Source organism: Curtobacterium sp. JUb34 (genome assembly GCF_003755065.1).
GTDB lineage: Bacteria > Actinomycetota > Actinomycetes > Actinomycetales > Microbacteriaceae > Curtobacterium.
The window spans coordinates 509,164-531,863 of the sequence record NZ_RJVH01000003.1; the positions used below are offsets into that span (position 1 = coordinate 509,164).

The window sequence follows — 22,700 nt, forward strand, 5'->3', positions numbered from 1 at the left end:
CCGTGCGCGCCGCCGCCGAGTGGGACCTCTGGACCACCACCGCCCGGGTCGTCCTGGACCACCGCGACCGCCGCCACCTCGCCGCCGCCGAGTCGTGCGTCCGCGAGGTCACGGCGGCGGTCGACGCCGCGTGCAGTCGGTTCCGCGACGACTCCGAGCTCCTGTCCCGCGCCGACGACCTGGTGCGCGGCACCGAGGTCTCGCCGTTGCTGGCGACGCTCGTGCACCAGGCCGTCGACGCCGCGCGACTGTCGGACGGGGACGTCGACCCGACGCTCGGCCGGCGGATGGCGTCCCTCGGGTACGACGCCGCATTCGCCGACGCGCCCCCGGTCCCGTCGCCCGACACCGTCGCCCGGGCGCTCGACGGTCGACCCGCTTGGCAGCGCATCCTGTTGTCCGGCACGTTCCTGCGGGTCCCCACGGGCGTCACGCTCGACCTCGGCGCCACGGCGAAGGCCGCCGCCGCGGACATGGCCGCCGCGAGCATCACCGCGCGCCTCGGCATCGGCGCCCTCGTCTCGCTCGGCGGGGACGTCGCCACGGCCGGCCCGGACCCCTCCGGCGGCTGGCAGGTGCGCGTGCAGGACCAGGAGGGCGACCCCGTCGACCACGTCCGCATCGCCTCCGGGTGGTCCGTCGCGACCTCGAGCACGCAGAAGCGCCGCTGGGAGCAGGACGGGACCGTGCGGCACCACATCCTCGACCCGCGGTGGGGCCTGCCCGCCGACCCGGTGTGGCGGTCGGTGACGGTCGTCGCCCCGTCGTGCACCACGGCGAACACCATGACCACCGCCGCGGTCGTCCGGGGTCACGGCGCCGTGGAGTGGCTCCGGCAGAGCGGCCGTGCTGCCCGACTCGTCGCGGCCGACGGCTCGGTGCTGCGCATCGGCGGCTGGCCCGACGACCAGGTCGACCACCTCGGCGGGGCGGACGCCGCCTGATGGACACCGCGCTCTGGGTGGTCGGCCGCGGCACGGGCGTCGCCGCCGTCGTGCTCCTGACCCTGACGGTCCTGCTCGGCATCGTGACCCGCGGCGGACGACCGCTCCCCGGCCTGCCACGGTTCGGCGTGCAGCTCGTGCACCGGGACGTCGCCCTGGCATCCACGGTGTTCGTGGTCGTGCACGTGGTGACGCTGCTGCTCGACACCGAGGCCGAACTCCGCCTGCTCGACGCCCTCGTGCCGTTCGCCGGTGCGTACCGCTGGTTCTGGCTCGGGCTCGGCACGCTGTCGGTGGACCTGCTCGTGGTGCTCGTCGGCACGGGGATGCTCCGCCGGGTGATCGGGCCACGCGTGTTCCGCGCCGTGCACTGGGCCGCCTACGCCATGTGGCCGATCGCGATGGCACACGCGATCGGAACCGGGACCGACGGCACGTCCGCCTGGTTCCTGGTGATCGCCGGGGTCTGCGCCGCAGCCGTCCTCGGCGCCGTCGCCTGGCGCTGCACCGCTGGCGTCACCGCGTTCCGTCCGACCCCGAGGGAGGTCCTCCGATGACCCTGACCCACCCGCTCACCGTCCCGCCACCGACCGGCACGCAACGCCTCCTCGCCGCCCCGGGGCCCGGACTCGACGACCACCAGCGCACGCACGGACCGCTCCCGCAAGTCGGGCCGACCACCGTCGGCGAGATCGCCCTGGCCGGCGTCGACGGCCGCGGGGGAGCCGGGTTCCCGCTCGCCCGGAAGCTCGAGGCCGTCGCGGGACGGCGCCGCCGACGCGGTGCCCCGATCGTCATCGCGAACGGCGTCGAGGGCGAACCCGCCAGCCGCAAGGACGCCGTCCTGCTCGAACGAGCACCGCACCTGGTGCTCGACGGCGTCGTGGTCGCGGCGCTGGCGATCGGTGCGACCGAGGCCGTGGTCGCCACGAGCGAGCGGCTCGCCCACCGGGTCCGGCACGCCCTGGCCGAACGCACCGCCGCCCGGTCCGGCACCGAGCCGGTCACGATCGCGGTCCGCGCCCTGCCGCACAGTACCTTCGTCGCCGGGCAGGCCACGGCGCTCGCCTCGGCCGTCGCCGGTGGCCGAGGTCTGCCGGAGGACCGCACCGTCCGGCTGGCCGAGCGTGGACCGAGCGGACGACCGACCCTGGTGTCGAACGTCGAGACCCTCGCGCAGGCGGCGCTCGTCGCCCGGTACGGGGCGGCGTGGGCGCGGAGCGTGGGCAGCGCGAGCGCTCCCGGCACCCGCCTCGTGACCGTCAGCGACGCGACGGACCCGGCCGGTGCCGTGGTGCTGGAGACCGCCGGGGGTACGCCGCTCGGGCAGCTGCTGGGGGCCTCCCGGCTGCCGGCGGCCGATCCGCGACGGACGCGAGCCGTCCTGGTCGGCGGGTGGGGCGGCACCTGGGTGCCGGCCGCAGCGCTCGACGCGCCCTTCGACGTCGACGGACTGGCACCGTGGGGTGCGGCGCCCGGGGCCGGCGTGCTGGCCGTGCTCGACGACCGGAGCTGCCCGGTCGGGGTCACCGCGGGACTCGCCGCGGCGCTCGCCGGAGCGTCCGCGGGGCGCTGCGGGCCGTGCGTGAACGGGTTGCCGCGGATCGCCGACGTGGTCGCGGACCTCGCCTCCGGGCATCGAGTGGGCGACCTGGCCGGCGAGGTCCGGCGGATCGCTGCCCTCGTCGACGGCCGCGGGGCCTGCCACCACCCGGACGGCGTCGCGCGGATGGTGCGGAGCGCGCTCGACGTGTTCCACGACGACGTGCAGGCGCACCTGCGGGGCACGTGCCTGGTCGGGGGACGACCGTGAGCGGCACGCCGGGCGGTGCCACCGCCGCCGGTCCCGTCGCGTTGCACGTCGACTGGACCCGCTGTCGGGGACGCGGCCTGTGCACCGAGCTGTTCGCCGAGCGGCTGGCGCGCGACGAGTGGGGCTACCCGATCGCGCGGGACGGCGGCGGCACCCGCGACGTGCCGGTGCGGCCGGACGAACGCGCCGCCGCCGCGGACGCGGTGGCGATGTGCCCGCTGCAGGCGCTGCGGCTGGTGGGGCGGTGAGCGCCGGAGCTCAGTACCAGTGCGGGTTGACGCTCATCTCGTGCCCCCACGCACCGCACGGCGACCCGTACGCGCTCTTGATGTAGGCGAGCCCCCAGTTGATCTGCGTGTTCGCGTTCGTCCGCCAGTCCGCTCCGGCCGCCGACATCTTCTCGGCCGGCAGCGACTGCGGGATGCCGTAGGCGCCGCTCGAGGCGTTCAGTGCGTTCGCCCGCCAGCCGGACTCCTGCGTCCAGAGCGACACCAGGCACGAGAACTGGTCGTCGCCCCAGCCGTAGGAACTCAGGGCGCTCCGGGCGTAGGCCTGGGCTGCAGCGGGGTCCACGACGACCCCGCCGGTGCTCGGGTAGCTCGTGCCCGAGCCGCCGCTGGCGCCGGTGCTCCCACCGCCGGTGTCGGCGCTCGCCGAGGCTGCTGCCGCCGCCTGTGCTGCAGCTGCCGCCGCGCGCTTGCGCTGCTGTTCGGCCTTCTGCGCCGCGACCTTCTGCCCGAGCTCGTACCCGGCGGCCTGCTCGGCGGTGGTGTCCCGGAGCGACGCCAGCTGCGCGTACAGCTCGTCGCTGTGCTGCTCGGTCGACTCGACGGCGGCGTTCGCCACGGCCTCGGCCGACTTCGCCGCCGCGGAGCGTTCCTCGGCTGCCTGCGCACGTGTCGCGCGCTCGGCCTCGGCGCGTTCGGCCTGTTCGTGCAGCGACGACGCCGTGCCGGCCGCGACGGACGCCTCGTCCATCACGCCGGACCAGGTGGACGACAGCTGGTCGAGGGCGCCCAGCTGGTAGAGCAGCTGGTCCGGGTCGTCGGCGGTCGCGATCCGGGTGGTCATCTGGTTCGTGCTGCCGTCGCGGTACAGGTTCGCCGCCAGCTGACCGGCGCGCGTCTGCGCGCGTTCGGCCGTCTCCGACGCGCGTTGCGCCTGGGCCTGGAGGCTCGTGGCGGCCTGGGTGGCCTCCGCCAGCTCCGCCTCGGCCGCGTCCGCCTTCGACGAAGCCGTCAGCGCGGCCTGCGACTTCGCTGCGGCCTCGTCCTGCGCCGACTGCAGCGCGGCCTGGACCTTGGTCACCTCGGCACGCTTGGCGGTCTCGTTGCCCTTGGCCCGCTGCACGTCCTGCCAGGTCGGGTACTCCGTCGCGGTCGCCGGGACAGCGGTGAGGACCGGGGCGACGAGCGCGCCGACGACCACGGCGGCCGCGACGAGCACGCCCCGCGAGGGGGTGAGACGCATGGCAGCAGGCTACCGAGGCTCGCCCGGGTGTCAGCGAGCCGCGCCGCCGATTCCCTGTGGACTGGTAAAGTCCATCGTGTCCGGGGACCGTTTCCCCGGACGCACGAAAAAACACTGCGCAGGCCGGGCACGGAGCTGGTCATCGGTGGTGGCTCGCGGGCCGGAACGGTTTCCCGAGTGCTTCTACTGCTGGCCAGACATGCGTCCGGAACGATCGGCGCGCACGCACCATCGAGTGCCGTCGCCAAGGCCTGCCGAACACACTTCAAGGAGGCACCCTTTTGGAGGGTCCCGAGATCAAGTTCGCCGAAGCCGTCATCGACAACGGCAAGTACGGCAAGCGCACCGTCCGGTTCGAGACCGGTCGGCTCGCACAGCAGGCGCAGGGCGCGGTCGCCGCGTACCTCGACGAGGAAACGATGCTCCTCTCGGCCACCAGCGCCGGCAAGCACCCGCGTGAAGGATTCGACTTCTTCCCGCTGACCGTCGACGTCGAGGAGCGCTCCTACGCCGCCGGCAAGATCCCCGGCTCGTTCTTCCGCCGCGAAGGCCGCCCGTCGACCGAGGCCATCCTGGTCTGCCGTCTGATCGACCGGCCGCTGCGCCCGTCCTTCGTCGACGGCCTGCGCAACGAGGTCCAGATCGTGATCACCGTCCTGAGCATCGCTCCGGACGAGTTCTACGACGCGCTGGCCATCAACGCCGCGTCCGCCTCGACGCAGATCTCCGGTCTGCCGTTCTCCGGCCCGATCGCCGGTGTGCGCCTCGCGCTCATCGGTGACCAGTGGGTCGCGTTCCCGAAGGCGTCGCAGCTCGCTGACGCCGTCTTCGACCTCACCGTCGCCGGCCGTGTCGTCACGGACGAGGCGGGCAACGAGGACGTCGCCATCATGATGGTCGAGGCCGAGGCCACCGAGCACAGCTGGGAGCTCATCCAGGGCGGCGCCACCAAGCCCGACGAGGCCGTCGTCGCGCAGGGGCTCGAGGCGGCCAAGCCGTTCCTCAAGTCGCTCGTCGACGCCCAGGCCAAGCTCGCCGCGCAGTCGGCCAAGGAGATCCAGGACTACCCGGTCTTCCCGCCGTACGCGCCCGAGGTCTACTCGGCCGTCGAGGCCCTCGCGCTCTCCGAGCTCGGTGACGTCTACAAGATCGCCGCCAAGACCGAGCGTCAGGACGCCGACGACGCGCTCAAGTCGCGCGTCAAGGCCGCCATCGCCGAGCAGGTCACCGCGGGCGAGCTGCCCGAGGTCGCCAACTCGCAGGTCAGCGCCGCGTACAAGTCGGTCACGAAGAAGGTCGTCCGCGGCCGCATCCTGACCGAGCAGATCCGCATGGACGGCCGCGGCCTCGCCGACATCCGTCCGCTCGACGCCGAGGTCGCCGTGATCCCGCGCGTCCACGGTTCGGCGATCTTCCAGCGCGGCGAGACGCAGATCCTCGGCGTCACCACGCTGAACATGCTCAAGATGGAGCAGCAGATCGACTCGCTGTCGCCCGTCACGAAGAAGCGCTACCTGCACCACTACAACTTCCCGCCCTACTCGACCGGTGAGACCGGCCGTGTGGGTTCGCCGAAGCGTCGCGAGATCGGGCACGGCTTCCTCGCCGAGCGCGCCCTCGTGCCGGTGCTGCCGACGCGTGAAGAGTTCCCGTACGCCATCCGTCAGGTCTCCGAGGCGCTCAGCTCCAACGGGTCGACCTCGATGGGTTCCGTCTGCGCCTCGACCCTCTCGCTGCTCAACGCCGGTGTGCCCCTCAAGGCCCCGGTCGCCGGCATCGCGATGGGCCTGGTGTCCGACACCGTCGACGGTCAGACCCGCTACGCGGCGCTGACCGACATCCTCGGCGCGGAAGACGCCCTCGGCGACATGGACTTCAAGGTCGCCGGTACCTCGGAGTTCGTCACCGCGATCCAGCTCGACACCAAGCTCGACGGCATCCCGTCGACGGTGCTCGACGCGGCGCTGAAGCAGGCCAAGGAGGCCCGCTCGGCCATCCTGGGTGTGCTCAACGAGGCGATCGACGCTCCCGACGAGATGGCGGACACCGCTCCTCGCGTCATCTCGGTGCAGATCCCCGTCGACAAGATCGGCGAGCTGATCGGCCCGAAGGGCAAGACGATCAACGGCATCCAGGACGAGACCGGTGCCGACATCTCGATCGAGGACAACGGCACCGTCTACATCGGTGCCGTCGACGGTCCGTCGGCCGAGGCCGCTCGTGCGTCGGTCAACGCGATCGCGAACCCGACCAACCCGGAGATCGGGGACCAGTTCCTCGGCACCGTCGTGAAGATCGCCACGTTCGGCGCCTTCGTGTCGCTGCTCCCGGGCCGTGACGGTCTGCTCCACGTCTCCGAGGTGCGCAAGCTCGCCGGTGGCAAGCGTGTCGAGAACGTCGAGGACGTCCTGGGCGTCGGCCAGAAGGTCCTGGTCGAGGTCACCAAGGTGGACGACCGCGGCAAGCTGTCGCTCGCGCCGGTCGTCGCCGAGGAGTCGGACACCGACTCCAGCGGTGCCCGCGAGGAGTCGACGGACGCCACCGTCTGATCCACCCCTGGCACACGAACGGCCGTCGTCCCTCGCGGGACGGCGGCCGTTCGTCGTTGCGGGATCGTCCTAAGCGGCGGGGGTCTCCTGCGTGCCGACGAGCTGGGCGCGGCCGAGCAGGTGCTCGCGCAGCACGAACCCGACGACCGCGGGGGTCGCATCGGCCGGCGCCTCGAGCAGCGGCACGTCGAGGGCGCTCAGCGTGAAGAAGTAGCGGTGCACGCCGTGGCCCGCGGGCGGTGCGGCGCCGAGGAACGTGTCGGTGCCGAACTCGTTGCGCCGGCGGAGTGCCTCGGCGGGCAGCAGGGCGTCGTCGGTGCCGGCGCCGGCGGGCAGCGAGGTCGCGGAGCCCGGGATGTCCGTCAGGCTCCAGTGCCAGAAGCCCGACCCGGTCGGGGCGTCGGGGTCGTACACGGTGAGGACGAAGCTCTTCGTGCCCTCCGGTGCGCCGGACCACTCGAGCGCGGGGGAGCGGTCCTCACCACCGGCGTCGGTGCCGCGCGCCGAGGTCGGCAGCTCGCCACCGTCGGTGAAGTCGGGGCTGGTCAGGGTGAACGAGGGGACCTCGGGGAGGTTCCAGTTGGGGTCGTTGGCCATGCCACCAGCCAACACCCGCAGCCTCGGGCTGCGCTCGGTGCGCGCGCGGGGCTGTGAGAGTCCGCACGCGACGGCCTGGAGGCGCGGTGCGGGCCCGCCACGGGCCTCCCGTCTGTCCGCGGTCGCCTCGACCGCCCTGCGGAAGCGACAGATCTGCGTCACGCGGGTGCATCCGTGCCGCGAAGGCGACACGATCCCGCGAACTGTTCGCGGTGATCTGTCGCTTTCGCGAAGGCGACAGCGTCAGCGTCAGGGAAGGCGGCCTCGACCGCCGGACGTCAGTCGGCGAGGACGCGGTCGACGACGCGACCGAGGGCGGCCGTCGCGGCGATCGCGTCACCGGCGTACGCACCGGCCATCGCACCGTCGCGCGCGAGCATGAGCTCGTCGGCGCCGTCGCCCGGCAGCTGGTGGCCGGACTCCTGCAGCAGGGTGGCGAGCCGGTCGGTGTACCAGTCGCGGTGGGTGGCGACCACCTCGCGCACGGGGTCACGGGGGTCGTGGTACTCGGCGGCGGCGTTCAGGAAGGCGCACCCGCGGAAGTCGGGGTCGTTGACCTCGTCGGCGAGGGCGGCGACCCAGGCGCGGACGGCTGCTGCGGGGGAGCCGGCATCGGCGACGAGTCGCTCCATGCGTTCCTGCACCCGTTCGTGCTGGGTGCGGATGTAGGCGAGGATCAGGTTGTCCTTCGACCCGTAGTGCTTGTAGAACGTCGCCTTCGTGACGCTCGCCTCGGAGATGAGGCGGTCGACGCCGACGCTGTGGATGCCCTCTTCGTAGAAGAGTCGCGTGGCCGTCTCGAGGACGCGGACCTTCGCGCCGCCGGAGCGGGGAGTCGGGGGGACGCTCGACCCGTCCGGCGACGCGAGGTTCGTGCTCGGACCGAGGAGACGCTGGACGGCCGGTTGGGGGGAATCGACCGTCACAGCGTGGCTCCTTGGTTCATCGGCTCCGCGGACGAGTGGGGGGACTCGTGGCCGCGAGGACTGATGTCCCGAGCCGCCGGATCGGAACTTAGGGGGGCTTTCGATCCGGCATGAACGACTGTACCACAAGGAGGACAGACAGACGAGTCGGTCTGTCCGCAATTTCTGTACCCCTCTTCGAGTGACAGTCGGCGGGCCTGTGGAAACTGGGATGCGGGCTCCGGAGCATCAGTAGGCTCGTCTGCGATGAACCAGCCAGTGCCACTGCCGCTCGGGGCCCCGGACACGTCGTTCCTGACGTCCGGCGGGGCCTTCGTCCGCCGCACCGTGCTGCCGTCGGGTGTGCGTGTGCTCACCGAAGCCGTTCCCGGTGCCGCCTCCACGAGCATCGGGTTCTGGGTCGGCGTCGGCTCGCGGGACGAACGCGACGGGCAGTTCGGATCGACCCACTTCCTCGAACACCTGCTGTTCAAGGGCACCGAGACCCGCTCGGCGCTCGACATCGCCATCGCGTTCGACTCGGTCGGCGGTGAGCACAACGCCGCGACGGCCAAGGAGTACACCTGCTACTACGCACGGGTGCGGGACGCCGACGTCCCGATGGCCGTGCAGGTCATCGGGGACATGGTGACCGGCTCGGTGCTCGACCCCGAGGCGTTCGCCGTCGAGCGCGGCGTCATCCTCGAGGAGCTCGCGATGGCCGCCGACGACCCGGCCGACGTGGCGGGCGAGGCGTTCTTCGCCGCGGCCTTCAGCGGACACCCGCTCGGTCGCCCCATCGGTGGCACCCCGGACAGCATCCGTGCGGTCCAGCGCGACGAGGTCCTGGCCCACTACCGCGAGCACTACGCACCGAACGGCATCGTCGTGACCGCCGCCGGCGCCGTCGACCACGACCGGTTCTGCGACGCGGTCGCCGCGGTGTTCCACGACGCCCCGCGCGCCGAACCGCTCGCGCGCCGCACACCCCAGACCGTCGCAGACCCCATCGAGCCGAAGCTGTCGGTGGTGCACCGTCCGACCGAGCAGGTGAGCATGCTCCGCGGCTCGCAGGGACTCGACCTGCGCGACGACCGCCGGCCGTCGCTCAGTGTCCTGAACGCCGTGCTCGGCGGGGGCATGAGCTCCCGGCTGTTCCAAGAGGTCCGCGAGCGCCGCGGCCTCGCCTACGCCGTGTCGTCGTTCGCGCCCGCCTACCTCGACAACGGCGCCTTCGGCGTCTACGCGGGCTGCGCGCCCGACAACGTCCCCGGGGTCATCGAGATCATCGACGCCGAGTTCCGCCGCATGGTGGACCACGGCATCACCGACGACGAGCTCCGCCGTGCGAAGGGCCAGATCGAGGGTGCCCTGACCCTCTCGCTGGAGGACTCCGATGCCCGGATGACCCGCCTCGGTCGGTCCGAGCTCGGCACCGGGGAGTACACCGACCTGTCGACCGCACTGGAGCGCGTCGACCGGGTCACCACCGACGGCGTGCTCGAACTCGCCCGCGACCTCCTGACCCGTCCGACGATCACGTCGGTGGTCGGAGCGGTGCAGCAGGACGAACTCGCCGCAGCGATCGGGATGGGCAGCTGAGCACGGACATGTCCCACTACCTGTACCTCGTCCGGCACGGCGAACACCAGGACGCCGAGCACGGCCTCCGCGACGGCAAGCTGTCGGAGCGCGGCAAGCGGCAGGCGATGCTCGTCGCCGACCGACTGGGTGGCCTGCCCTTCGACGGCGTGTACCACTCCCCGTTGCAGGCCCCGAGCGAGACGGCTGCGTTCCTGGCGCAACGGCTGCCCTCGATCCAGCCCGAACCGTCGACACTGCTGTTCGACTGCGTCCCCTCCGGCCCGACCCCGGACATGCCGCACGCCTACCAGGGCTGGTACGGCGGCGTCACCGAAGAGGAGATCGTCGCCGGACAGGCCCAGATGGGTGATGCCGTCTCCGAGTGGTTCACCCCGGCGCGCGAGGACCGGCACGACCTGCTCATCACGCACAACGCCGTGATCGGCTGGTTCGTGCGCGAGGCGTTCCAGGCCCCCGAGTGGCGCTGGATGGGCACGAACGTCGCGCACACCGCACTCACGATCATCCGGATCCGCTCCGCGAAGCCGGCCGAGGTGGTCGCCCTGAACGACCTGGCCCACCTGCCGGTGGAGCTGCGGACCGGGCTGCCGGTCGACCAGCCCGTCTAGCGGGTCGTCGGCTTGCGGTACCAGGCGGTCGCGTTCGGGTTGTCGTTGAACGCCGCGACGCGCTCGTAGCCCCGACCGCGGTACATCGCGCCCGCGGCGACGAGCGAGTCGTTCGTGTCGAGCACGATGCTCGTCGCTCCCAGCGCGGCACCTTCGCGTTCGAGCAGGTCCATCAGCGCCGACGCGATGCCCTTGCCCCGTCCGCCAGGGGTCACGAAGACGTGCTTGACCTCGAACCGGACGTCGTCGGCGCCCGTCTCGTCGACCCCGTCCGGGATCCGCCGGAGCCCGCCGCACCCGACCGCGGTGCCGCCGTCGTAGGCCACCGCGAAGACCCCGTTCGGCGGCGTGAACTCGGCAGCCGGTGTCCGCTTGCGCGAGTAGGTGCCCTGCGCGCTCGGGAACGTCGCCTCGCGCTCGTCCAGGTACGCGTCGAGCAGGACGTCGACCTCGGGCAGATCGGCGGGCACGGTCCTGACCTCGACTGACATGGGTCGATCCTAGGATGGACGGCATGGTCACTCCCGTCGCCGTCGTCGGCGCCACCGGTCGTCTCGGGGGCCTCGTGGCCTCCGTCGTCGAGGAACTCCCGGAGTTCGAGCTCGTCGCCCGTCTGTCGTCGAAGGACGGTGCCCACGAGGCGCCTCCGTCGGTGTTCGGCGGCGCCGCGCTCGTCGTCGACGTGACGGTGCCGGCGCTCAGCCCCGCGATCGTCGAGAACGCCCTGTCGAGCGGGGCGAACGTGCTCGTCGGCACCTCGGGTTGGTCGGCCGACCGTCTCGCGAAGCTCCGCACCGCGCTGCAGGAGCGACCCGACCAGGGCGTCCTCGTGGTCCCGAACTTCTCGATCGGCTCGGTGCTCGGCACCCACCTCGCCACGATCGCGGCGCCGTGGTTCCCCTCGGTCGAGATCGTCGAGACGCACCACGCCGGCAAGATCGACTCGCCGTCCGGCACCGCGGTGCGCACCGCCGAACTGATCGCCGAGGCGCGGCGCGACGTCGGTCCGGTCGAGGCCCCGCACGTCGACCAACGCGCCCGCGGTCAGCAGGTGGCGAGCGTGCCGATCCACTCGCTCCGGCTGCCCGGGGTGAAGGCCGTGCAGGACGTCCTGCTCAGCGGCCCCGGCGAGACCCTGACCATCCGGCACGACACCAACGACGACGTCGCCTACGTCGCCGGGATCCGGGCGGCACTGTCGGCACTCGGGTCCGCCCGCGGACTCACCGTGGGGCTCGGCAGCGTCCTCGGCATCGGCTGACCCGGTGGGACGTGCAGCGCGGGCCGGGCGCGCGATCCGGTCGCCGTTCTGGGGTGCGGCGCTGATGACCCTGCTGCTGGCGCTCTACATCGTGCTCGTCGGGCAGCGGGCCGTCGCGTTCATCGCGACCGGCATCCCGATCGGGATCGGCATCGGCGTCGCCCTGTTCGTCGTCGCCGCGATCGGGGCACTCCTGCTCGTGCTCGAGTTCCGGTTCGGTGTCCGGATCACCCGGCTCGGTTCCCGGCTCGAGGCCGAGGGCGGTGCGCCGGAGGACGTCGTGCCCGTGCGACCGTCGGGCCGACCGACGCGCGAAGCCGCCGACGAGGTCTTCCCGAAGTACCAGGCCGCCGTCGAACAGGATCCTGCCGAATGGCGCGCGTGGTACCGGCTCGGGGTCGTCTACGACGCCGCGGGAGACCGGAAGCGCGCCCGCGCCGCCATGCGCACCGCGCTGTCGCGGGCGAGCGCCTGACCCCCGGTCAGAGGACCGCGTCGACCGCGTCCGACGCGTGGGTGTAGCGGAAGGCGTAGCCGGACTCGAGCAGCTTCGTCGGCACCATCTGCTGACTCGACAGCAGCATCTCGTCCGCCGCGTCCTGCAGCGCCAGTCGCAGTGCGAACTCCGGGATCCGGAACAGGTACGGACGGTGCAGGTCCTCGGCGACGCGCTTCGTGATGCGGTCGGCCACGACGGGTTCCGGTCCCGCGAGGTTCACCGGGCCGCTGACCCCGGACGCCGACGGGCTCGTGGCCAGGTGCACGATGGCGCCGACCTCGTCCTCGAGCGCGATCCACGGCCAGTGCTGCCCGCCGGTGCCGAGTCGGCTGCCCAGTCCGAACCGGGTCAGCGGCAGGATCGGTGCGAGCGCGCCGCCGCCCTCGCCGATGACGATGCCGGTGCGCAGGGTGATGACGCGCACGCCGTCCGGCGCCGCGTTCGCCGCGGCCTCCCATGCGGTGCAGACCTCGGCGAGGAACCCGGTGCCGGGCGCCGCGTCGTCCTGCAGGACGTCCGCCGGGCGGTCGCCGTACACGCCCGAGGCCGATCCGGACAGGAACAGCGCCGGGGGCGTGCTGGCGTGCCGCATCGCCTCGACCAGGGTGTCGGTCGCGTCGACGCGCGAGCGCCGGATCTCCTCGCGGTACTTCGCGGTCCACGGCAACTTGCCGATGTTGGCTCCCGCCAGGTTGATCACCACGTCGGCGCCGTCGACGATGGCGGGGTCGAGCGGACGCTGTCCGGGGGCCCAGCGGAACTCGGTGGCCGTGTGCGGCTCGCGTCGCACGAGCGTGGTCACGTGGTGGCCCGCCTCGCGCAGGGCGCGGACGAGCGGGGTGCCGATGAAACCGGACGCGCCGGCGATCAGGATCGAGAGCGGCTCTGCCGCCGTGTCTGCCATGCCGCCAACGCTACTCATGCCGACGTAGTCTTCTGTGTGTGAGCGACAGCGAGACCGTGCAGCCCGACCCCACCGTGCCGACCCCCTACGAAGACCTGCTCCGCCGGGTCCTCACCGAGGGCACGCCGAAGGGCGACCGCACCGGCACCGGGACCCGCAGTCTGTTCGGTGCGCAGCTCCGCTACGACCTGTCGAAGGGCTTCCCGCTCGTCTCCACGAAGCGCGTGCACTTCAAGTCGATCGCGTACGAACTGCTCTGGTTCCTGCGCGGCGACGGCAACGCGACCTGGCTGCAGGAGCACGGCGTCCGGATCTGGAACGAGTGGGCGGACGAGGACGGCGACCTCGGCCCGGTCTACGGCGTGCAGTGGCGCTCGTGGCCGACCCCGTCCGGCGAGCACGTCGACCAGATCGCCCAGGTGATCGACCAGATCCGCACGAACCCCGACAGCCGACGGCTCATCGTGTCGGCCTGGAACGTGGCGGACATCCCGGACATGGCACTCGCGCCGTGCCATGCGTTCTTCCAGTTCTACGTCAACGACGGCAAGCTCTCGTGCCAGCTCTACCAGCGCAGCGCGGACATGTTCCTCGGGGTCCCGTTCAACATCGCGTCGTACGCCCTGCTCACCCACATGATCGCCGCACAGACCGGGCTCGAGGTCGGTGACTTCGTCTGGACCGGCGGCGACTGCCACATCTACGACAACCACGTCGAGCAGGTGGAGGAGCAGCTGTCCCGCACGGCGTACGCCCTGCCGACCCTGGAGCTCGCACCGAGGGACTCGATCGACGACTACGAGTACGAGGACTTCACGGTCGTCGGCTACCACCACCACCCGTCGATCAAGGCCGCGGTCGCGGTCTGATGATCGGCATGGTGTGGGCCCGGTCGACCGGCGGGGTCATCGGGGCCGACGGCGGCATGCCCTGGCACGTGCCCGAGGACCTCGCGCACTTCAAGCAGGTCACCGGTGACGCCACGGTGCTGATGGGCCGGCGCACCTGGGAGTCCCTGCCCGAGCGGTTCCGTCCGCTGCCCGGTCGGCGCAACGTGGTGCTCACCCGCGACCCGTCGTGGTCGGCGGACGGCGCCGAGGTCGTGCACGAGCTGGCAGCCGCCCTCGACGGTGCCGACGGTGCCGACGAGACCGTCTGGGTCATCGGCGGCGGGCAGGTCTACGCCGCAGCGCTGGACCGTGCCGAGCGGGTGTCCGAGACCGTGATCGACGTCGACGTGCCCGGCGACACCGTCGCTCCGACGCTCGCCGGGTCGGCCGACTGGTCGCTCGTCGACGAGGGCCCGTGGCAGGAATCCCGCACCGGGACCCGCTACCGCTTCCTCGAGTGGCAGCGCCCCTGAGCGTTCGGAACCAGGTTCCGGACACAGCACCGCGCAATCGCGTGGTGTGGTGTCCGGAACCTGGTTCCCACCGGACGGGCAGCGCCTGACGGACGCGATCCGGGCCTCCCGTCCGCGCCGCAGGCAGGCGACCGTCCACCCGGACGGCGGCCATCGCGCCCATCCCCGGTACGCTGGTGCCCGTGTCCCCGCGTGAGAATCCCTTCGGTCAGGTCCTCGTCGCCCTCGTGACCCCGTTCACGGCCGACGGCGAGGTCGACTGGCCCGGCGTCGAGCAGCACATCGACGACTGCATCACCGCCGGCGCCGACGGCATCGTCGTCACCGGCACCACCGGCGAGACGAGCACCCTGACCGACCCCGAGAAGCTCCGTCTGGTCGAGGTCGGCAAGTCCGTCGCCGCGGGCCGCGCGAAGATCATCACGGGCGGTGGCTCGAACGAGACCGCGCACGCGATCCACCTCTACAAGCAGAGCGAGCGGGCCGGCGCCGACGGCGTGATGATCGTCACGCCGTACTACAACAAGCCGACGCAGTCGGGTGTCCTCACCCACTTCCGGATGATCGCGGACGCCACCGACCTGCCGGTGATCCTGTACGACATCCCCGGGCGCACGGGCATCCCGATCACCTACGACACGATCCTGCGCGCGTCGAAGCACCCGAACATCCTCGCCGTGAAGGACGCCAAGGGCGACTTCGCCGAGGTGTCCCGCGTGCTGAACAACACCGACCTGATGTACTTCTCCGGCGACGACACCAACGTGCTCCCGCACCTGTCCATCGGCGCGACGGGCCTGATCGGCGTCACCGCGAACATCACGAGCACGCCGTACCGCACCATCGTCGACGCCGTGAACCGCGGCGACCTGGCGACCGCCACCGCCGAGCACAAGCGCGTCGAGCCGCTCGTCCGCGCCGTGATGACCCACGTGCCCGGCACCGTCGCGGCGAAGTATATCCTGCACGGGCTCGGCCGCATCGGCAGCCCGCGCGTCCGTCTGCCGCTCGTCGGCCCCGAGGACTCCGAGGCGTACGCCATCGAGACCTCGCTCGAAGCCGTGCGCGACGTGCCCGGCGCCGACTTCTCGAACTTCCGCCCCGACCGCAACGCAGCGGCCGGCGGCGCACTGCCAAAGGTGCCAGGCACCACCCGCTAGCGAACACCGCGGCGCGCTCCCCGCGCGTCGCCCGAATCCGTAGGACCGAATGCCCACACAAGTCTCCACACCGCAGCCCCTCGAACCCGGCACCCTCCGCGTCATCCCCATCGGGGGACTCGGCGAGATCGGTCGCAACATGACCGTCTACGAGTACGAGGGCAAGCTGCTCATCGTCGACGCCGGCGTGCTCTTCCCCGAGGAGCACCAGCCCGGGGTCGACCTGATCCTGCCGGACTTCGCGCCGATCCGTGACCGCCTCGACGACGTCCTCGGTGTCGTGCTCACGCACGGTCACGAGGACCACATCGGCGCCGTCCCGTACCTGGTGAAGCTCCGCGACGACATCCCGCTGATCGGCTCCACGCTGACCCTCGCGCTCGTCGAGGCGAAGCTCAAGGAACACCGGATCAAGCCGTACACGCTCGTCGTGGCCGAGGACCAGACCGAACAGCTCGGCCCGTTCCACCTCGAGTTCGTCGCCGTGAACCACTCCATCCCGGACGCCCTCGCCGTCGCGATCACGACCCCCGCCGGTCGTGTCCTGCACACGGGTGACTTCAAGATGGACCAGCTCCCGCTGGACGACCGCATCACCGACCTCCGTGCGTTCGCGCGTCTCGGTGAGGCCGGCGTCGACCTGTTCCTGCCGGACTCGACCAACGCCGACGTGCCGGGCTTCACCGCGCCCGAGCGGGACATCGGACCGGTGCTCGAGAACATCATCATGCGGGCACGCAAGAAGGTCGTCGTGGCGAGCTTCTCGTCGCACGTGCACCGTGTGCAGCAGGTCCTCGACGCCGCCGCGGCCGCGAACCGCAAGGTCGCGTTCATGGGGCGCTCGATGATCCGCAACATGACCATCGCCGCCGACCTCGGCTACCTCCGGGTGCCCGAGAACGTCCTCATCGACACGAAGAAGGCGAAGAACGTCCCCGACGACCAGATCGTCTACATGTCGACCGGGTCGCAGGGCGAGCCGATGGCCGTGCTCGCACGGATGGCGAACCTCGAGCACCAGATCGAGATCGGCGAGGGCGACACCGTCATCCTCGCGTCGTCCCTCATCCCCGGCAACGAGAACGCCGTGTACCGCGTCATCGACGGGCTGACGAAGCTCGGTGCGAAGGTCGTGCACAAGGGCAACGCGAAGGTGCACGTCTCCGGACACGCCTCGGCCGGCGAACTGCTCTACTGCTACAACATCCTGCGTCCGCGCAACGTGCTGCCCGTGCACGGCGAGCACCGTCACCTGTACGCGAACGCCGACCTGGCGATCCAGACGGGTGTGCCGCCGCGCAACGTGATCCTCGGGCAGGACGGCATCGTCGTCGACCTGAAGGACGGCGTCGCGACGGTCGCCGGGCAGCTCGACATCGGCTACGTGTACGTCGACGGCTCGACCGTGGGCGAGATCACCGACGCCGACCTCAAGGACCGCCGCGTCCTGTCGGAAGAGGGCTTCATCTCGGTCTTCGCCGCGGTGGACTTCACCACCGGCCAGTGCGTCATCGGCCCGGAGATCCAGTCGCGCGGCTTCGCCGAGGACGACTCCGTGTTCGACGACGTCCGTCCGCAGATCGCCAAGGCGATCGCCGAGGCGGCCGCGAACGGCACGCGCGACTCGCACGCGTTCGCGCAGGTCGTCCGCCGTACGGTCGGCCGCTGGGTCAACACCAAGCACCGCCGCCGTCCGATGATCGTCCCGGTGGTCATCGAGGCGTAGCGCGTCAGTCGCGTTCATCGCGGTCGACCGGGAGGCCCGTCCAGCGTCCGTCACGGATGCTGCGGCGGGCCTCCCTTGGTTTGTCCTGGGAGGGGATTAGGGTTCTGCCCATGGCCGGAGGCACCAAGTCGACCACGCGCTCGCGCGCGTCCACGTCGTCCCGTGGGAACGGGACGCGCGGTTCGTCGCGCACCCAGGCCACGACGAAGAAGCTGCCGCAGGCGGCACCGACACCGGTGTTCCGCGAGCAGAACCCGCTCGTGACGTTCTGGCTCGCGATGGCGCACGGTGTCGGCGCGGTGTTCCGACTGCTCGGCAAGGAGTCGCTCGAGAAGGACCAGCGGCGTGACGGGTTCCCGTTCCTGCTGTTCGTGCTGGCCATCGCCGGCGCGGTCGTCGAGTGGCTCAACCCGACGAACGACGTGTCCGTCGCACTCGACGCCTACACGTTCGGTGGACTGTTCGGCCGGTTGGCGTTCGCGCTGCCGGTGATCATGATCGTCTTCGCCGGATGGCTGTTCCGGCACCCGGCCTCCGTGCACGACAACACCCGCATCGGCATCGGCCTGGGGATCCTGCTCGTCTCCATCGCCTCGCTCTGCCACGTCTTCGGTGGTCAGCCGAGCGCAGCCGACGGCATGCCCGCGCTGGCCGCGGCCGGCGGGGTGCTCGGCTGGGTCGTGATCGGCTGGCTCGTGACCATCGCGACCGCGTGGGTCGCGGTCCCGGTGGCGATCGTGCTGCTCGTGCTCTCGCTCTTCATCATCACCAAGACGCCGCCGAACAAGGTCGGTCGTCGCCTGCACGAGCTGTACGCGTACCTGTTCGGTGCGCCGGCCCCGGCTGCCGAGCCCGAGGCTGCCGCGGCCGTGGCCGAGCCCGCCACCCGCACCCGCACGTCGAAGCGCGGCAAGAAGAGCGACACCGACTTCCAGCTGTTCGACGACCTCGGCTTCGGCGACGAGCAGGCCGCTGCCGAAGGCGCGGCGGACGGCGACAACGTGCCGTGGTGGCGCCGGAACAAGTCCGGGCGCGAAGAGGACCCGGCGTACGACAGCCCCGTCCTGCCCCCGGCGACCGGTGTCGCTCCGACGGCCCCGCCCACGGCTGCGGCTGCTCCCGCGGCGGCCGCACCGACCACGAACCCGAACGCCGGCGCCGCGGCCGGCCTGGTCGACCTGACACCCGCCGAGCCCGCGTCGGTCAACCTCAACGACTCCGTCGAGCAGGACCTGCAGGACGCCGAGCAGGCGCTCCGGGCGTTCGGCACCGACGTCCCCGCGCGTCCGGAACCGACCGCCGACATCCGACCGGCGGTGCCTGCGGTCCTGTCCGAACCCGAGGTCGTCGACGAGCCGGACGACGCCGCCGCCGAGCTGAGTGCGGCCGCAGCCGGGTCCGACGAGGACCCGTCGAAGCCGTACCGCCTGCCCGCCGCCACGACCCTGAGCTCCGGCACGCCCTCGGTCGCCCGCAGTCAGGCGAACGACGACATCGTCGCCGCCATCACCGGTGTGCTCACCGAGTTCAAGGTCGACGCGAAGGTCACCGGGTTCTCCCGTGGGCCGACGGTCACGCGGTACGAGATCGAGCTCGGTCCGGGCGTCAAGGTCGAGCGGGTCACGGCGCTGTCGAAGAACCTGTCCTACGCCGTCGCCTCGAACGAGGTCCGCATCCTCTCGCCGATCCCCGGCAAGAGCGCGATCGGCGTCGAGATCCCGAACACCGACCGCGAGATCGTGTCCCTGGGCGACGTGCTGCGCTCGAACGCCGCGCGCAAGTCGAAGCACCCGATGACGATCGGCGTCGGCAAGGACGTCGAGGGCGGCTTCGTCGTCGCGAACCTGGCGAAGATGCCGCACCTGCTCGTCGCCGGTTCGACCGGTTCCGGCAAGTCGGTCTTCATCAACTCGATGATCACGTCGCTGCTCATGCGCGCGAAGCCGTCCGAGGTTCGCATGGTGCTGGTCGACCCGAAGCGCGTCGAGCTCTCGATCTACGCGGGTGTCCCGCACCTCATCACGCCCATCATCACGAACCCGAAGAAGGCGGCCGAAGCGCTGCAGTGGGTCGTGAAGGAGATGGACATGCGGTACGACGACCTGGCGTCGTTCGGGTTCCGCCACGTCGACGACTTCAACAAGGCGATCGAGAACGAGGAGATCGTCCTGCCGGCGGGCAGCGAGCGGAAGCTCAAGCCGTACCCGTACCTGCTCGTCGTGGTCGACGAGCTCGCCGACCTCATGCTCGTCGCCCCGCGCGACGTCGAGGAGTCGATCGTCCGCATCACCCAGCTCGCCCGTGCAGCCGGCATCCACCTGGTGCTCGCGACGCAGCGTCCGTCGGTGGACGTCATCACCGGCCTGATCAAGGCGAACGTGCCGTCCCGCATCGCCTTCGCGGTCACGAGCGTCACGGACTCCCGCGTCATCCTCGACCAGCCCGGTGCGGACAAGCTCATCGGCCAGGGCGACGCGCTCTTCCTCCCGATGGGGTCGTCGAAGTCCCTGCGCGTGCAGGGTGCCTGGGTGCAGGAGGGCGAGGTCGCCGAGGTCGTCCAGCACGTCACGCGGCAGGCCCAGCCCGAGTACCGCCAGGACGTCCAGGCCGTGGTCGAGCGCAAGGAGATCGACGCCGACATCGGCGACGACCTCGAGTTGCTCCTCGCGGCGGTCGAGCAGGTGGTCTCGACGCAGTTCGGGTCCACCTCGATGCTGCAGCGCAAGCTCCGTGTCGGCTTCGCGAAGGCGGGTCGCCTGATGGACCTGATGGAGTCCCGCGACATCGTCGGGCCGTCCGAGGGGTCGAAGGCCCGCGACGTGCTCGTCACCGCGGACCAGCTGCCCGCGGTGCTCGCGAAGCTCCGTGGCGAGGAGCCGCCCGCCGCTCCGGCGCCCGTGGCCCCCGCGCCCGGTCCGAGTGACGACGGCGACCGCTACGGCGCCGACCCCGTGGGTGACATGACCCGCGGGTACGATGAAGTGCACGACGAGCCCGATGAGGACGCGTGGGGACTGACGGGCAGGGAGTGAAGGCGATGACCGCCTCGGACGGCACGGACACGACACACGGCGCGAAGTTCCCCTGGCGCGGGCGACTGCTCCGCAAGGGCCCCGGCCCCGCATCGACGGCGAACGTCGCGAACATCATCACCGTGGTGCGCATTCTGATGGCGCCGCTGTTCTTCGTGCTGCTCCTCGCCGACGCCGGCAACGACGGCCCACTGCGCATCTGGGCCGCGGTCGTCTTCGTCGTCGCGATCGTCACCGACAGTGCCGACGGCATCATCGCCCGCCGGCAGAACCTGGTCACCGACTTCGGCAAGCTCGTCGACCCCATCGCCGACAAGGTCCTGATCGGCGGCGCGCTCGTCGCCCTGTCGATCCTCGGGGAGCTGCCCTGGTACGTGACCGTCCTGATCATGGTGCGCGAGATCGGCATCACGGTGTTCCGCTTCGCGGTGCTTTCGGACCGGGTGATCCCGGCCAGCCGCGGCGGCAAGATCAAGACCGTGCTGCAGGCCGTCGCCCTGACGGCGGCACTGTTCCCGTGGTGGGAGCTCGTCGGCGCCTGGGCGCACTGGGTCAACGGCATCCTGATGACCGCCGCCTTCCTGGCGACCGTGCTGAGCGGCATCGACTACCTGTACCAGGCGTGGAAGCACAACCGGACCACCGCGTGACGCACGCCGACGACGCGACCGGCACCGTGCTTCCCGGTCCGGCCGACACGGTCGACGCGATCGCGCAGTCCCTGGTCGCCGAGCTGACGCGTCGCGGTGAGACCGTCGCCGTGGCGGAGTCGCTCACCGGCGGATCGGTGGTATCGACGCTCGTCGGCGTACCGGGGGCGAGCGCCGCGGTGCGCGGGGGAGTCGTGGCCTACGCGACGCCCGTCAAGCACAGCGTGCTCGGGGTCTCGGCCGAGTTGCTGGCCGCCAACGGCGCCGTCGACCCGGAGGTCGCGCGGCAGATGGCTGCCGGTGTCCGGACCGCGCTGTCCGTCGACGGCGAGCCGGCGACGTGGGGGATCAGCACGACCGGCGTCGCGGGGCCGGACCCGCAGGACGGCAAGCCCGTCGGCACCGTGTTCGTCGGGATCGCGTCGGCGGACGGCGCCACTGCCTGGGAACTCCACCTCGACGGGGACCGCGGTGCAATCCGGACGGCGTCCGTCTCCGAACTCCTGACACGGATGTCGTCCGTGGTCCGGGGCCGGGAATAGGTCCCGTTTCCACTGGGTTACATCTCACGCAATCTCCAGCAGGACGGCAGCCAGCCTGGTTAGCATGCTTCAACCGGCAACGCTAAAGTTGCTGAACCCGAACTCGATCCTCCGGATCGGGCGGGCGCGGAGACGACAGAGAGGAGGAGTTCTCATGGTTCTCGTTCGTCAGGAAATCGGCGATGTGCTTCGGGACTTCCGCTTGCAGAAGGGCCGGACCCTCCGTCAGGTCGCGTCCAAGGCCAGTGTGGCCCTCGGGTACCTCAGTGAGGTCGAGCGTGGTCAGAAAGAGGCCAGCTCGGAGATCCTCGCGTCCGTCGCGGATGCGCTGGACACCCCCATCTCCACGATCATGCGCGAGGTGGGCGACCGTCTCGCGATCGTCGAGGGACTCACTCCCGTCCCCGACACGCTCCCGGACGACCTCGTCGCAGAGTTCGACAACGACCTCGCGGTGCGCTGAGCGCCTCGCACTGAACGCCCCCGCCGGAACCTCCCGGCGGGGGCGTTCTGCGTCAGGGGGTACTGCGCGTGCGGGGAGGCCCTGCGTTCGCGGACGCTCTAGGCTTGGCGGATGCGGGTGAGTGAGTTCTGGCGTGCCGTCGACCAGGTGTTCGGCGAGGCCTACGGATCCGTGGTCACCCGTGACGTCGTGCTCGAGGACCTCGGTGGCCGCTCGGCCGTGGACGCACTGGACGCCGGCATCGACGCCCGCCGGGTGTGGGACGCGCTGTGTGATTCGCAGGACGTCCCGCTGGACCGGCGGCACGGCAAGGGGCTGGCCGAACCGCAGAACTGAGGCGCGTGCTCCTCCGATCGCGCTGGCTCCGTCGCCCGAAACTCTGTTCGGCGTGTTGCTCGAACGGGTGTTCGATCGGTGGTACGTTCCTCCACAGCGGCGTCGCCCGGGTGTTCCATCCACAGATCGCGTGACCGTCGGCAGTGATGTCGGTGGCCAGCCATAGGTTGATGGACATCGGGAACAGCCCGAAGCCTTGTCGCAGAACCATCGGCCTTGCACCACCGGCCGGCGTGGACGCGACAGCCTACAGGCGGCCGAACACGAGCACGA

Annotated in this window: 23 protein-coding genes; 18 read left to right on the forward strand and 5 right to left on the reverse strand. The window is 71.3% G+C overall.

Annotated elements, in window-relative coordinates:
• Positions 1–2: 2 nt before the first annotated feature.
• From EDF63_RS13550 to EDF63_RS13565, 4 genes are read left to right on the forward strand one after another with little or no spacing between them, the layout of a single operon-like run.
• Positions 3–944, forward strand: a complete 942-nt coding sequence (locus EDF63_RS13550) for an FAD:protein FMN transferase (RefSeq protein ID WP_221180566.1) — start codon at positions 3–5, stop codon at positions 942–944.
• The gene (locus EDF63_RS13555) at positions 944–1,501 is read left to right on the forward strand and encodes a ferric reductase-like transmembrane domain-containing protein (RefSeq protein ID WP_123313518.1); all 558 of its coding nucleotides are present in this window, start codon (positions 944–946) and stop codon (positions 1,499–1,501) included. Before EDF63_RS13550 ends, EDF63_RS13555 begins: the two co-directional genes overlap by 1 nt.
• Entirely contained in the window at positions 1,498–2,757 is a 1,260-nt protein-coding gene (locus EDF63_RS13560) for an NADH-ubiquinone oxidoreductase-F iron-sulfur binding region domain-containing protein (protein WP_123313519.1), read from the forward strand. The genes EDF63_RS13555 and EDF63_RS13560 overlap by 4 nt, the downstream gene beginning before the upstream one ends.
• The gene (locus EDF63_RS13565; protein ID WP_260233116.1) at positions 2,754–3,005 is read left to right on the forward strand and encodes a ferredoxin; all 252 of its coding nucleotides are present in this window, start codon (positions 2,754–2,756) and stop codon (positions 3,003–3,005) included. The genes EDF63_RS13560 and EDF63_RS13565 overlap by 4 nt, the downstream gene beginning before the upstream one ends.
• A 10-nt stretch (positions 3,006–3,015) precedes the next feature.
• On the opposite strand, the gene EDF63_RS13570 is transcribed toward EDF63_RS13565, so the two are convergent.
• Positions 3,016–4,227: a hypothetical protein gene (locus tag EDF63_RS13570; RefSeq protein ID WP_123313520.1), complete on the reverse strand. Its 1,212-nt coding sequence runs from the start codon at positions 4,225–4,227 to the stop codon at positions 3,016–3,018.
• Between the two features lie 281 nt (positions 4,228–4,508).
• Here EDF63_RS13570 and EDF63_RS13575 point away from each other — a divergent pair, with 281 nt between their 5' ends.
• Positions 4,509–6,776 (forward strand): polyribonucleotide nucleotidyltransferase, encoded by a 2,268-nt coding sequence (locus tag EDF63_RS13575; RefSeq protein WP_123313521.1) that lies wholly within the window; start codon positions 4,509–4,511, stop codon positions 6,774–6,776.
• Between the two features lie 69 nt (positions 6,777–6,845).
• Here the strand turns inward: EDF63_RS13575 and EDF63_RS13580 are convergent, their stop codons facing one another.
• Together EDF63_RS13580 and EDF63_RS13585 are read right to left on the reverse strand one after the other, a co-directional pair.
• The gene (locus tag EDF63_RS13580) at positions 6,846–7,373 is read right to left on the reverse strand and encodes a YbhB/YbcL family Raf kinase inhibitor-like protein (protein WP_123313522.1); all 528 of its coding nucleotides are present in this window, start codon (positions 7,371–7,373) and stop codon (positions 6,846–6,848) included.
• Between the two features lie 278 nt (positions 7,374–7,651).
• The gene (locus tag EDF63_RS13585) at positions 7,652–8,299 is read right to left on the reverse strand and encodes a TetR/AcrR family transcriptional regulator (RefSeq protein ID WP_123313523.1); all 648 of its coding nucleotides are present in this window, start codon (positions 8,297–8,299) and stop codon (positions 7,652–7,654) included.
• A gap of 246 nt (positions 8,300–8,545) precedes the next feature.
• Here EDF63_RS13585 and EDF63_RS13590 point away from each other — a divergent pair, with 246 nt between their 5' ends.
• Together EDF63_RS13590 and EDF63_RS13595 are read left to right on the forward strand one after the other, a co-directional pair.
• Positions 8,546–9,880, forward strand: a complete 1,335-nt coding sequence (locus EDF63_RS13590) for a pitrilysin family protein (protein ID WP_123313524.1) — start codon at positions 8,546–8,548, stop codon at positions 9,878–9,880.
• Positions 9,881–9,888: 8 nt separating this feature from the next.
• Positions 9,889–10,491, forward strand: a complete 603-nt coding sequence (locus EDF63_RS13595) for a histidine phosphatase family protein (protein ID WP_123313525.1) — start codon at positions 9,889–9,891, stop codon at positions 10,489–10,491.
• On the opposite strand, the gene EDF63_RS13600 is transcribed toward EDF63_RS13595, so the two are convergent.
• Positions 10,488–10,982: a GNAT family N-acetyltransferase gene (locus tag EDF63_RS13600; protein WP_123313526.1), complete on the reverse strand. Its 495-nt coding sequence runs from the start codon at positions 10,980–10,982 to the stop codon at positions 10,488–10,490. The two genes, EDF63_RS13595 and EDF63_RS13600, sit on opposite strands and share 4 nt — an antisense overlap.
• A 23-nt stretch (positions 10,983–11,005) precedes the next feature.
• Here EDF63_RS13600 and EDF63_RS13605 point away from each other — a divergent pair, with 23 nt between their 5' ends.
• Both EDF63_RS13605 and EDF63_RS13610 read left to right on the forward strand, forming a co-directional pair.
• Positions 11,006–11,752: a 4-hydroxy-tetrahydrodipicolinate reductase gene (locus EDF63_RS13605; RefSeq protein ID WP_228505012.1), complete on the forward strand. Its 747-nt coding sequence runs from the start codon at positions 11,006–11,008 to the stop codon at positions 11,750–11,752.
• A gap of 4 nt (positions 11,753–11,756) precedes the next feature.
• Complete coding sequence (locus EDF63_RS13610; protein WP_395872031.1) at positions 11,757–12,227, forward strand: tetratricopeptide repeat protein; 471 nt, start codon at positions 11,757–11,759, stop codon at positions 12,225–12,227.
• A 7-nt stretch (positions 12,228–12,234) separates the two neighbouring features.
• Here EDF63_RS13610 and EDF63_RS13615 read toward each other — a convergent pair whose 3' ends face one another.
• The gene (locus EDF63_RS13615; RefSeq protein WP_123313528.1) at positions 12,235–13,155 is read right to left on the reverse strand and encodes a TIGR01777 family oxidoreductase; all 921 of its coding nucleotides are present in this window, start codon (positions 13,153–13,155) and stop codon (positions 12,235–12,237) included.
• Positions 13,156–13,193: 38 nt separating this feature from the next.
• On the opposite strand from EDF63_RS13615, the gene EDF63_RS13620 reads away from it, so the two are divergent.
• The 9 genes from EDF63_RS13620 to EDF63_RS13660 all read left to right on the forward strand — a co-directional run bounded on the left by EDF63_RS13620 (position 13,194) and on the right by EDF63_RS13660 (position 22,427).
• A complete protein-coding gene (locus EDF63_RS13620) occupies positions 13,194–14,024 on the forward strand; it encodes a thymidylate synthase (protein WP_123313529.1) in 831 nt (276 codons plus the stop codon).
• Positions 14,024–14,518, forward strand: coding sequence for a dihydrofolate reductase (locus EDF63_RS13625; protein ID WP_123313530.1), 495 nt, complete (start codon positions 14,024–14,026; stop codon positions 14,516–14,518). Before EDF63_RS13620 ends, EDF63_RS13625 begins: the two co-directional genes overlap by 1 nt.
• Before the next feature lie 182 nt (positions 14,519–14,700).
• A complete protein-coding gene (gene dapA, locus EDF63_RS13630; protein ID WP_123313656.1) occupies positions 14,701–15,678 on the forward strand; it encodes a 4-hydroxy-tetrahydrodipicolinate synthase in 978 nt (325 codons plus the stop codon).
• 49 nt (positions 15,679–15,727) lie between these two features.
• Positions 15,728–17,404, forward strand: a complete 1,677-nt coding sequence (locus EDF63_RS13635; protein WP_123313531.1) for a ribonuclease J — start codon at positions 15,728–15,730, stop codon at positions 17,402–17,404.
• A 110-nt stretch (positions 17,405–17,514) separates the two neighbouring features.
• Entirely contained in the window at positions 17,515–20,436 is a 2,922-nt protein-coding gene (locus tag EDF63_RS13640; RefSeq protein ID WP_123313532.1) for a DNA translocase FtsK, read from the forward strand.
• A 5-nt stretch (positions 20,437–20,441) separates the two neighbouring features.
• Positions 20,442–21,086: a CDP-diacylglycerol--glycerol-3-phosphate 3-phosphatidyltransferase gene (gene pgsA, locus EDF63_RS13645; RefSeq protein WP_185021425.1), complete on the forward strand. Its 645-nt coding sequence runs from the start codon at positions 20,442–20,444 to the stop codon at positions 21,084–21,086.
• Positions 21,083–21,628 carry a CinA family protein gene (locus tag EDF63_RS13650; protein WP_260233117.1) on the forward strand — a complete coding sequence of 182 codons (546 nt, stop codon included), beginning with the start codon at positions 21,083–21,085 and terminating at the stop codon, positions 21,626–21,628. The genes pgsA and EDF63_RS13650 overlap by 4 nt, the downstream gene beginning before the upstream one ends.
• Positions 21,629–21,782: 154 nt before the next feature.
• A complete protein-coding gene (locus EDF63_RS13655) occupies positions 21,783–22,091 on the forward strand; it encodes a helix-turn-helix domain-containing protein (RefSeq protein ID WP_027464765.1) in 309 nt (102 codons plus the stop codon).
• A gap of 111 nt (positions 22,092–22,202) precedes the next feature.
• On the forward strand, positions 22,203–22,427 hold the full coding sequence (locus EDF63_RS13660; protein ID WP_123313534.1) for a DUF3046 domain-containing protein: 225 nt from the start codon (positions 22,203–22,205) through the stop codon (positions 22,425–22,427).
• Positions 22,428–22,700 lie beyond the last annotated feature (273 nt).

Bases quoted from the DNA above. Each gene is read 5' to 3' on its own strand.
- EDF63_RS13555 (WP_123313518.1), top strand. From the start codon at position 944: ATGGACACCGCGCTCTGGGTGGTCGGCCGCGGCACGGGCGTCGCCGCC.
- EDF63_RS13560 (WP_123313519.1), top strand. From the start codon at position 1,498: ATGACCCTGACCCACCCGCTCACCGTCCCGCCACCGACCGGCACGCAA.
- EDF63_RS13570 (WP_123313520.1), bottom strand. From the start codon at position 4,227: ATGCGTCTCACCCCCTCGCGGGGCGTGCTCGTCGCGGCCGCCGTGGTC.
- EDF63_RS13580 (WP_123313522.1), bottom strand. From the start codon at position 7,373: ATGGCCAACGACCCCAACTGGAACCTCCCCGAGGTCCCCTCGTTCACC.
- EDF63_RS13590 (WP_123313524.1), top strand. From the start codon at position 8,546: ATGAACCAGCCAGTGCCACTGCCGCTCGGGGCCCCGGACACGTCGTTC.
- EDF63_RS13595 (WP_123313525.1), top strand. From the start codon at position 9,889: ATGTCCCACTACCTGTACCTCGTCCGGCACGGCGAACACCAGGACGCC.
- EDF63_RS13600 (WP_123313526.1), bottom strand. From the start codon at position 10,982: ATGTCAGTCGAGGTCAGGACCGTGCCCGCCGATCTGCCCGAGGTCGAC.
- EDF63_RS13605 (WP_228505012.1), top strand. From the start codon at position 11,006: ATGGTCACTCCCGTCGCCGTCGTCGGCGCCACCGGTCGTCTCGGGGGC.
- EDF63_RS13615 (WP_123313528.1), bottom strand. From the start codon at position 13,155: ATGGCAGACACGGCGGCAGAGCCGCTCTCGATCCTGATCGCCGGCGCG.
- EDF63_RS13625 (WP_123313530.1), top strand. From the start codon at position 14,024: ATGATCGGCATGGTGTGGGCCCGGTCGACCGGCGGGGTCATCGGGGCC.
- EDF63_RS13635 (WP_123313531.1), top strand. From the start codon at position 15,728: ATGCCCACACAAGTCTCCACACCGCAGCCCCTCGAACCCGGCACCCTC.
- EDF63_RS13640 (WP_123313532.1), top strand. From the start codon at position 17,515: ATGGCCGGAGGCACCAAGTCGACCACGCGCTCGCGCGCGTCCACGTCG.
- pgsA (WP_185021425.1), top strand. From the start codon at position 20,442: ATGACCGCCTCGGACGGCACGGACACGACACACGGCGCGAAGTTCCCC.
- EDF63_RS13655 (WP_027464765.1), top strand. From the start codon at position 21,783: ATGGTTCTCGTTCGTCAGGAAATCGGCGATGTGCTTCGGGACTTCCGC.
- EDF63_RS13660 (WP_123313534.1), top strand. From the start codon at position 22,203: ATGCGGGTGAGTGAGTTCTGGCGTGCCGTCGACCAGGTGTTCGGCGAG.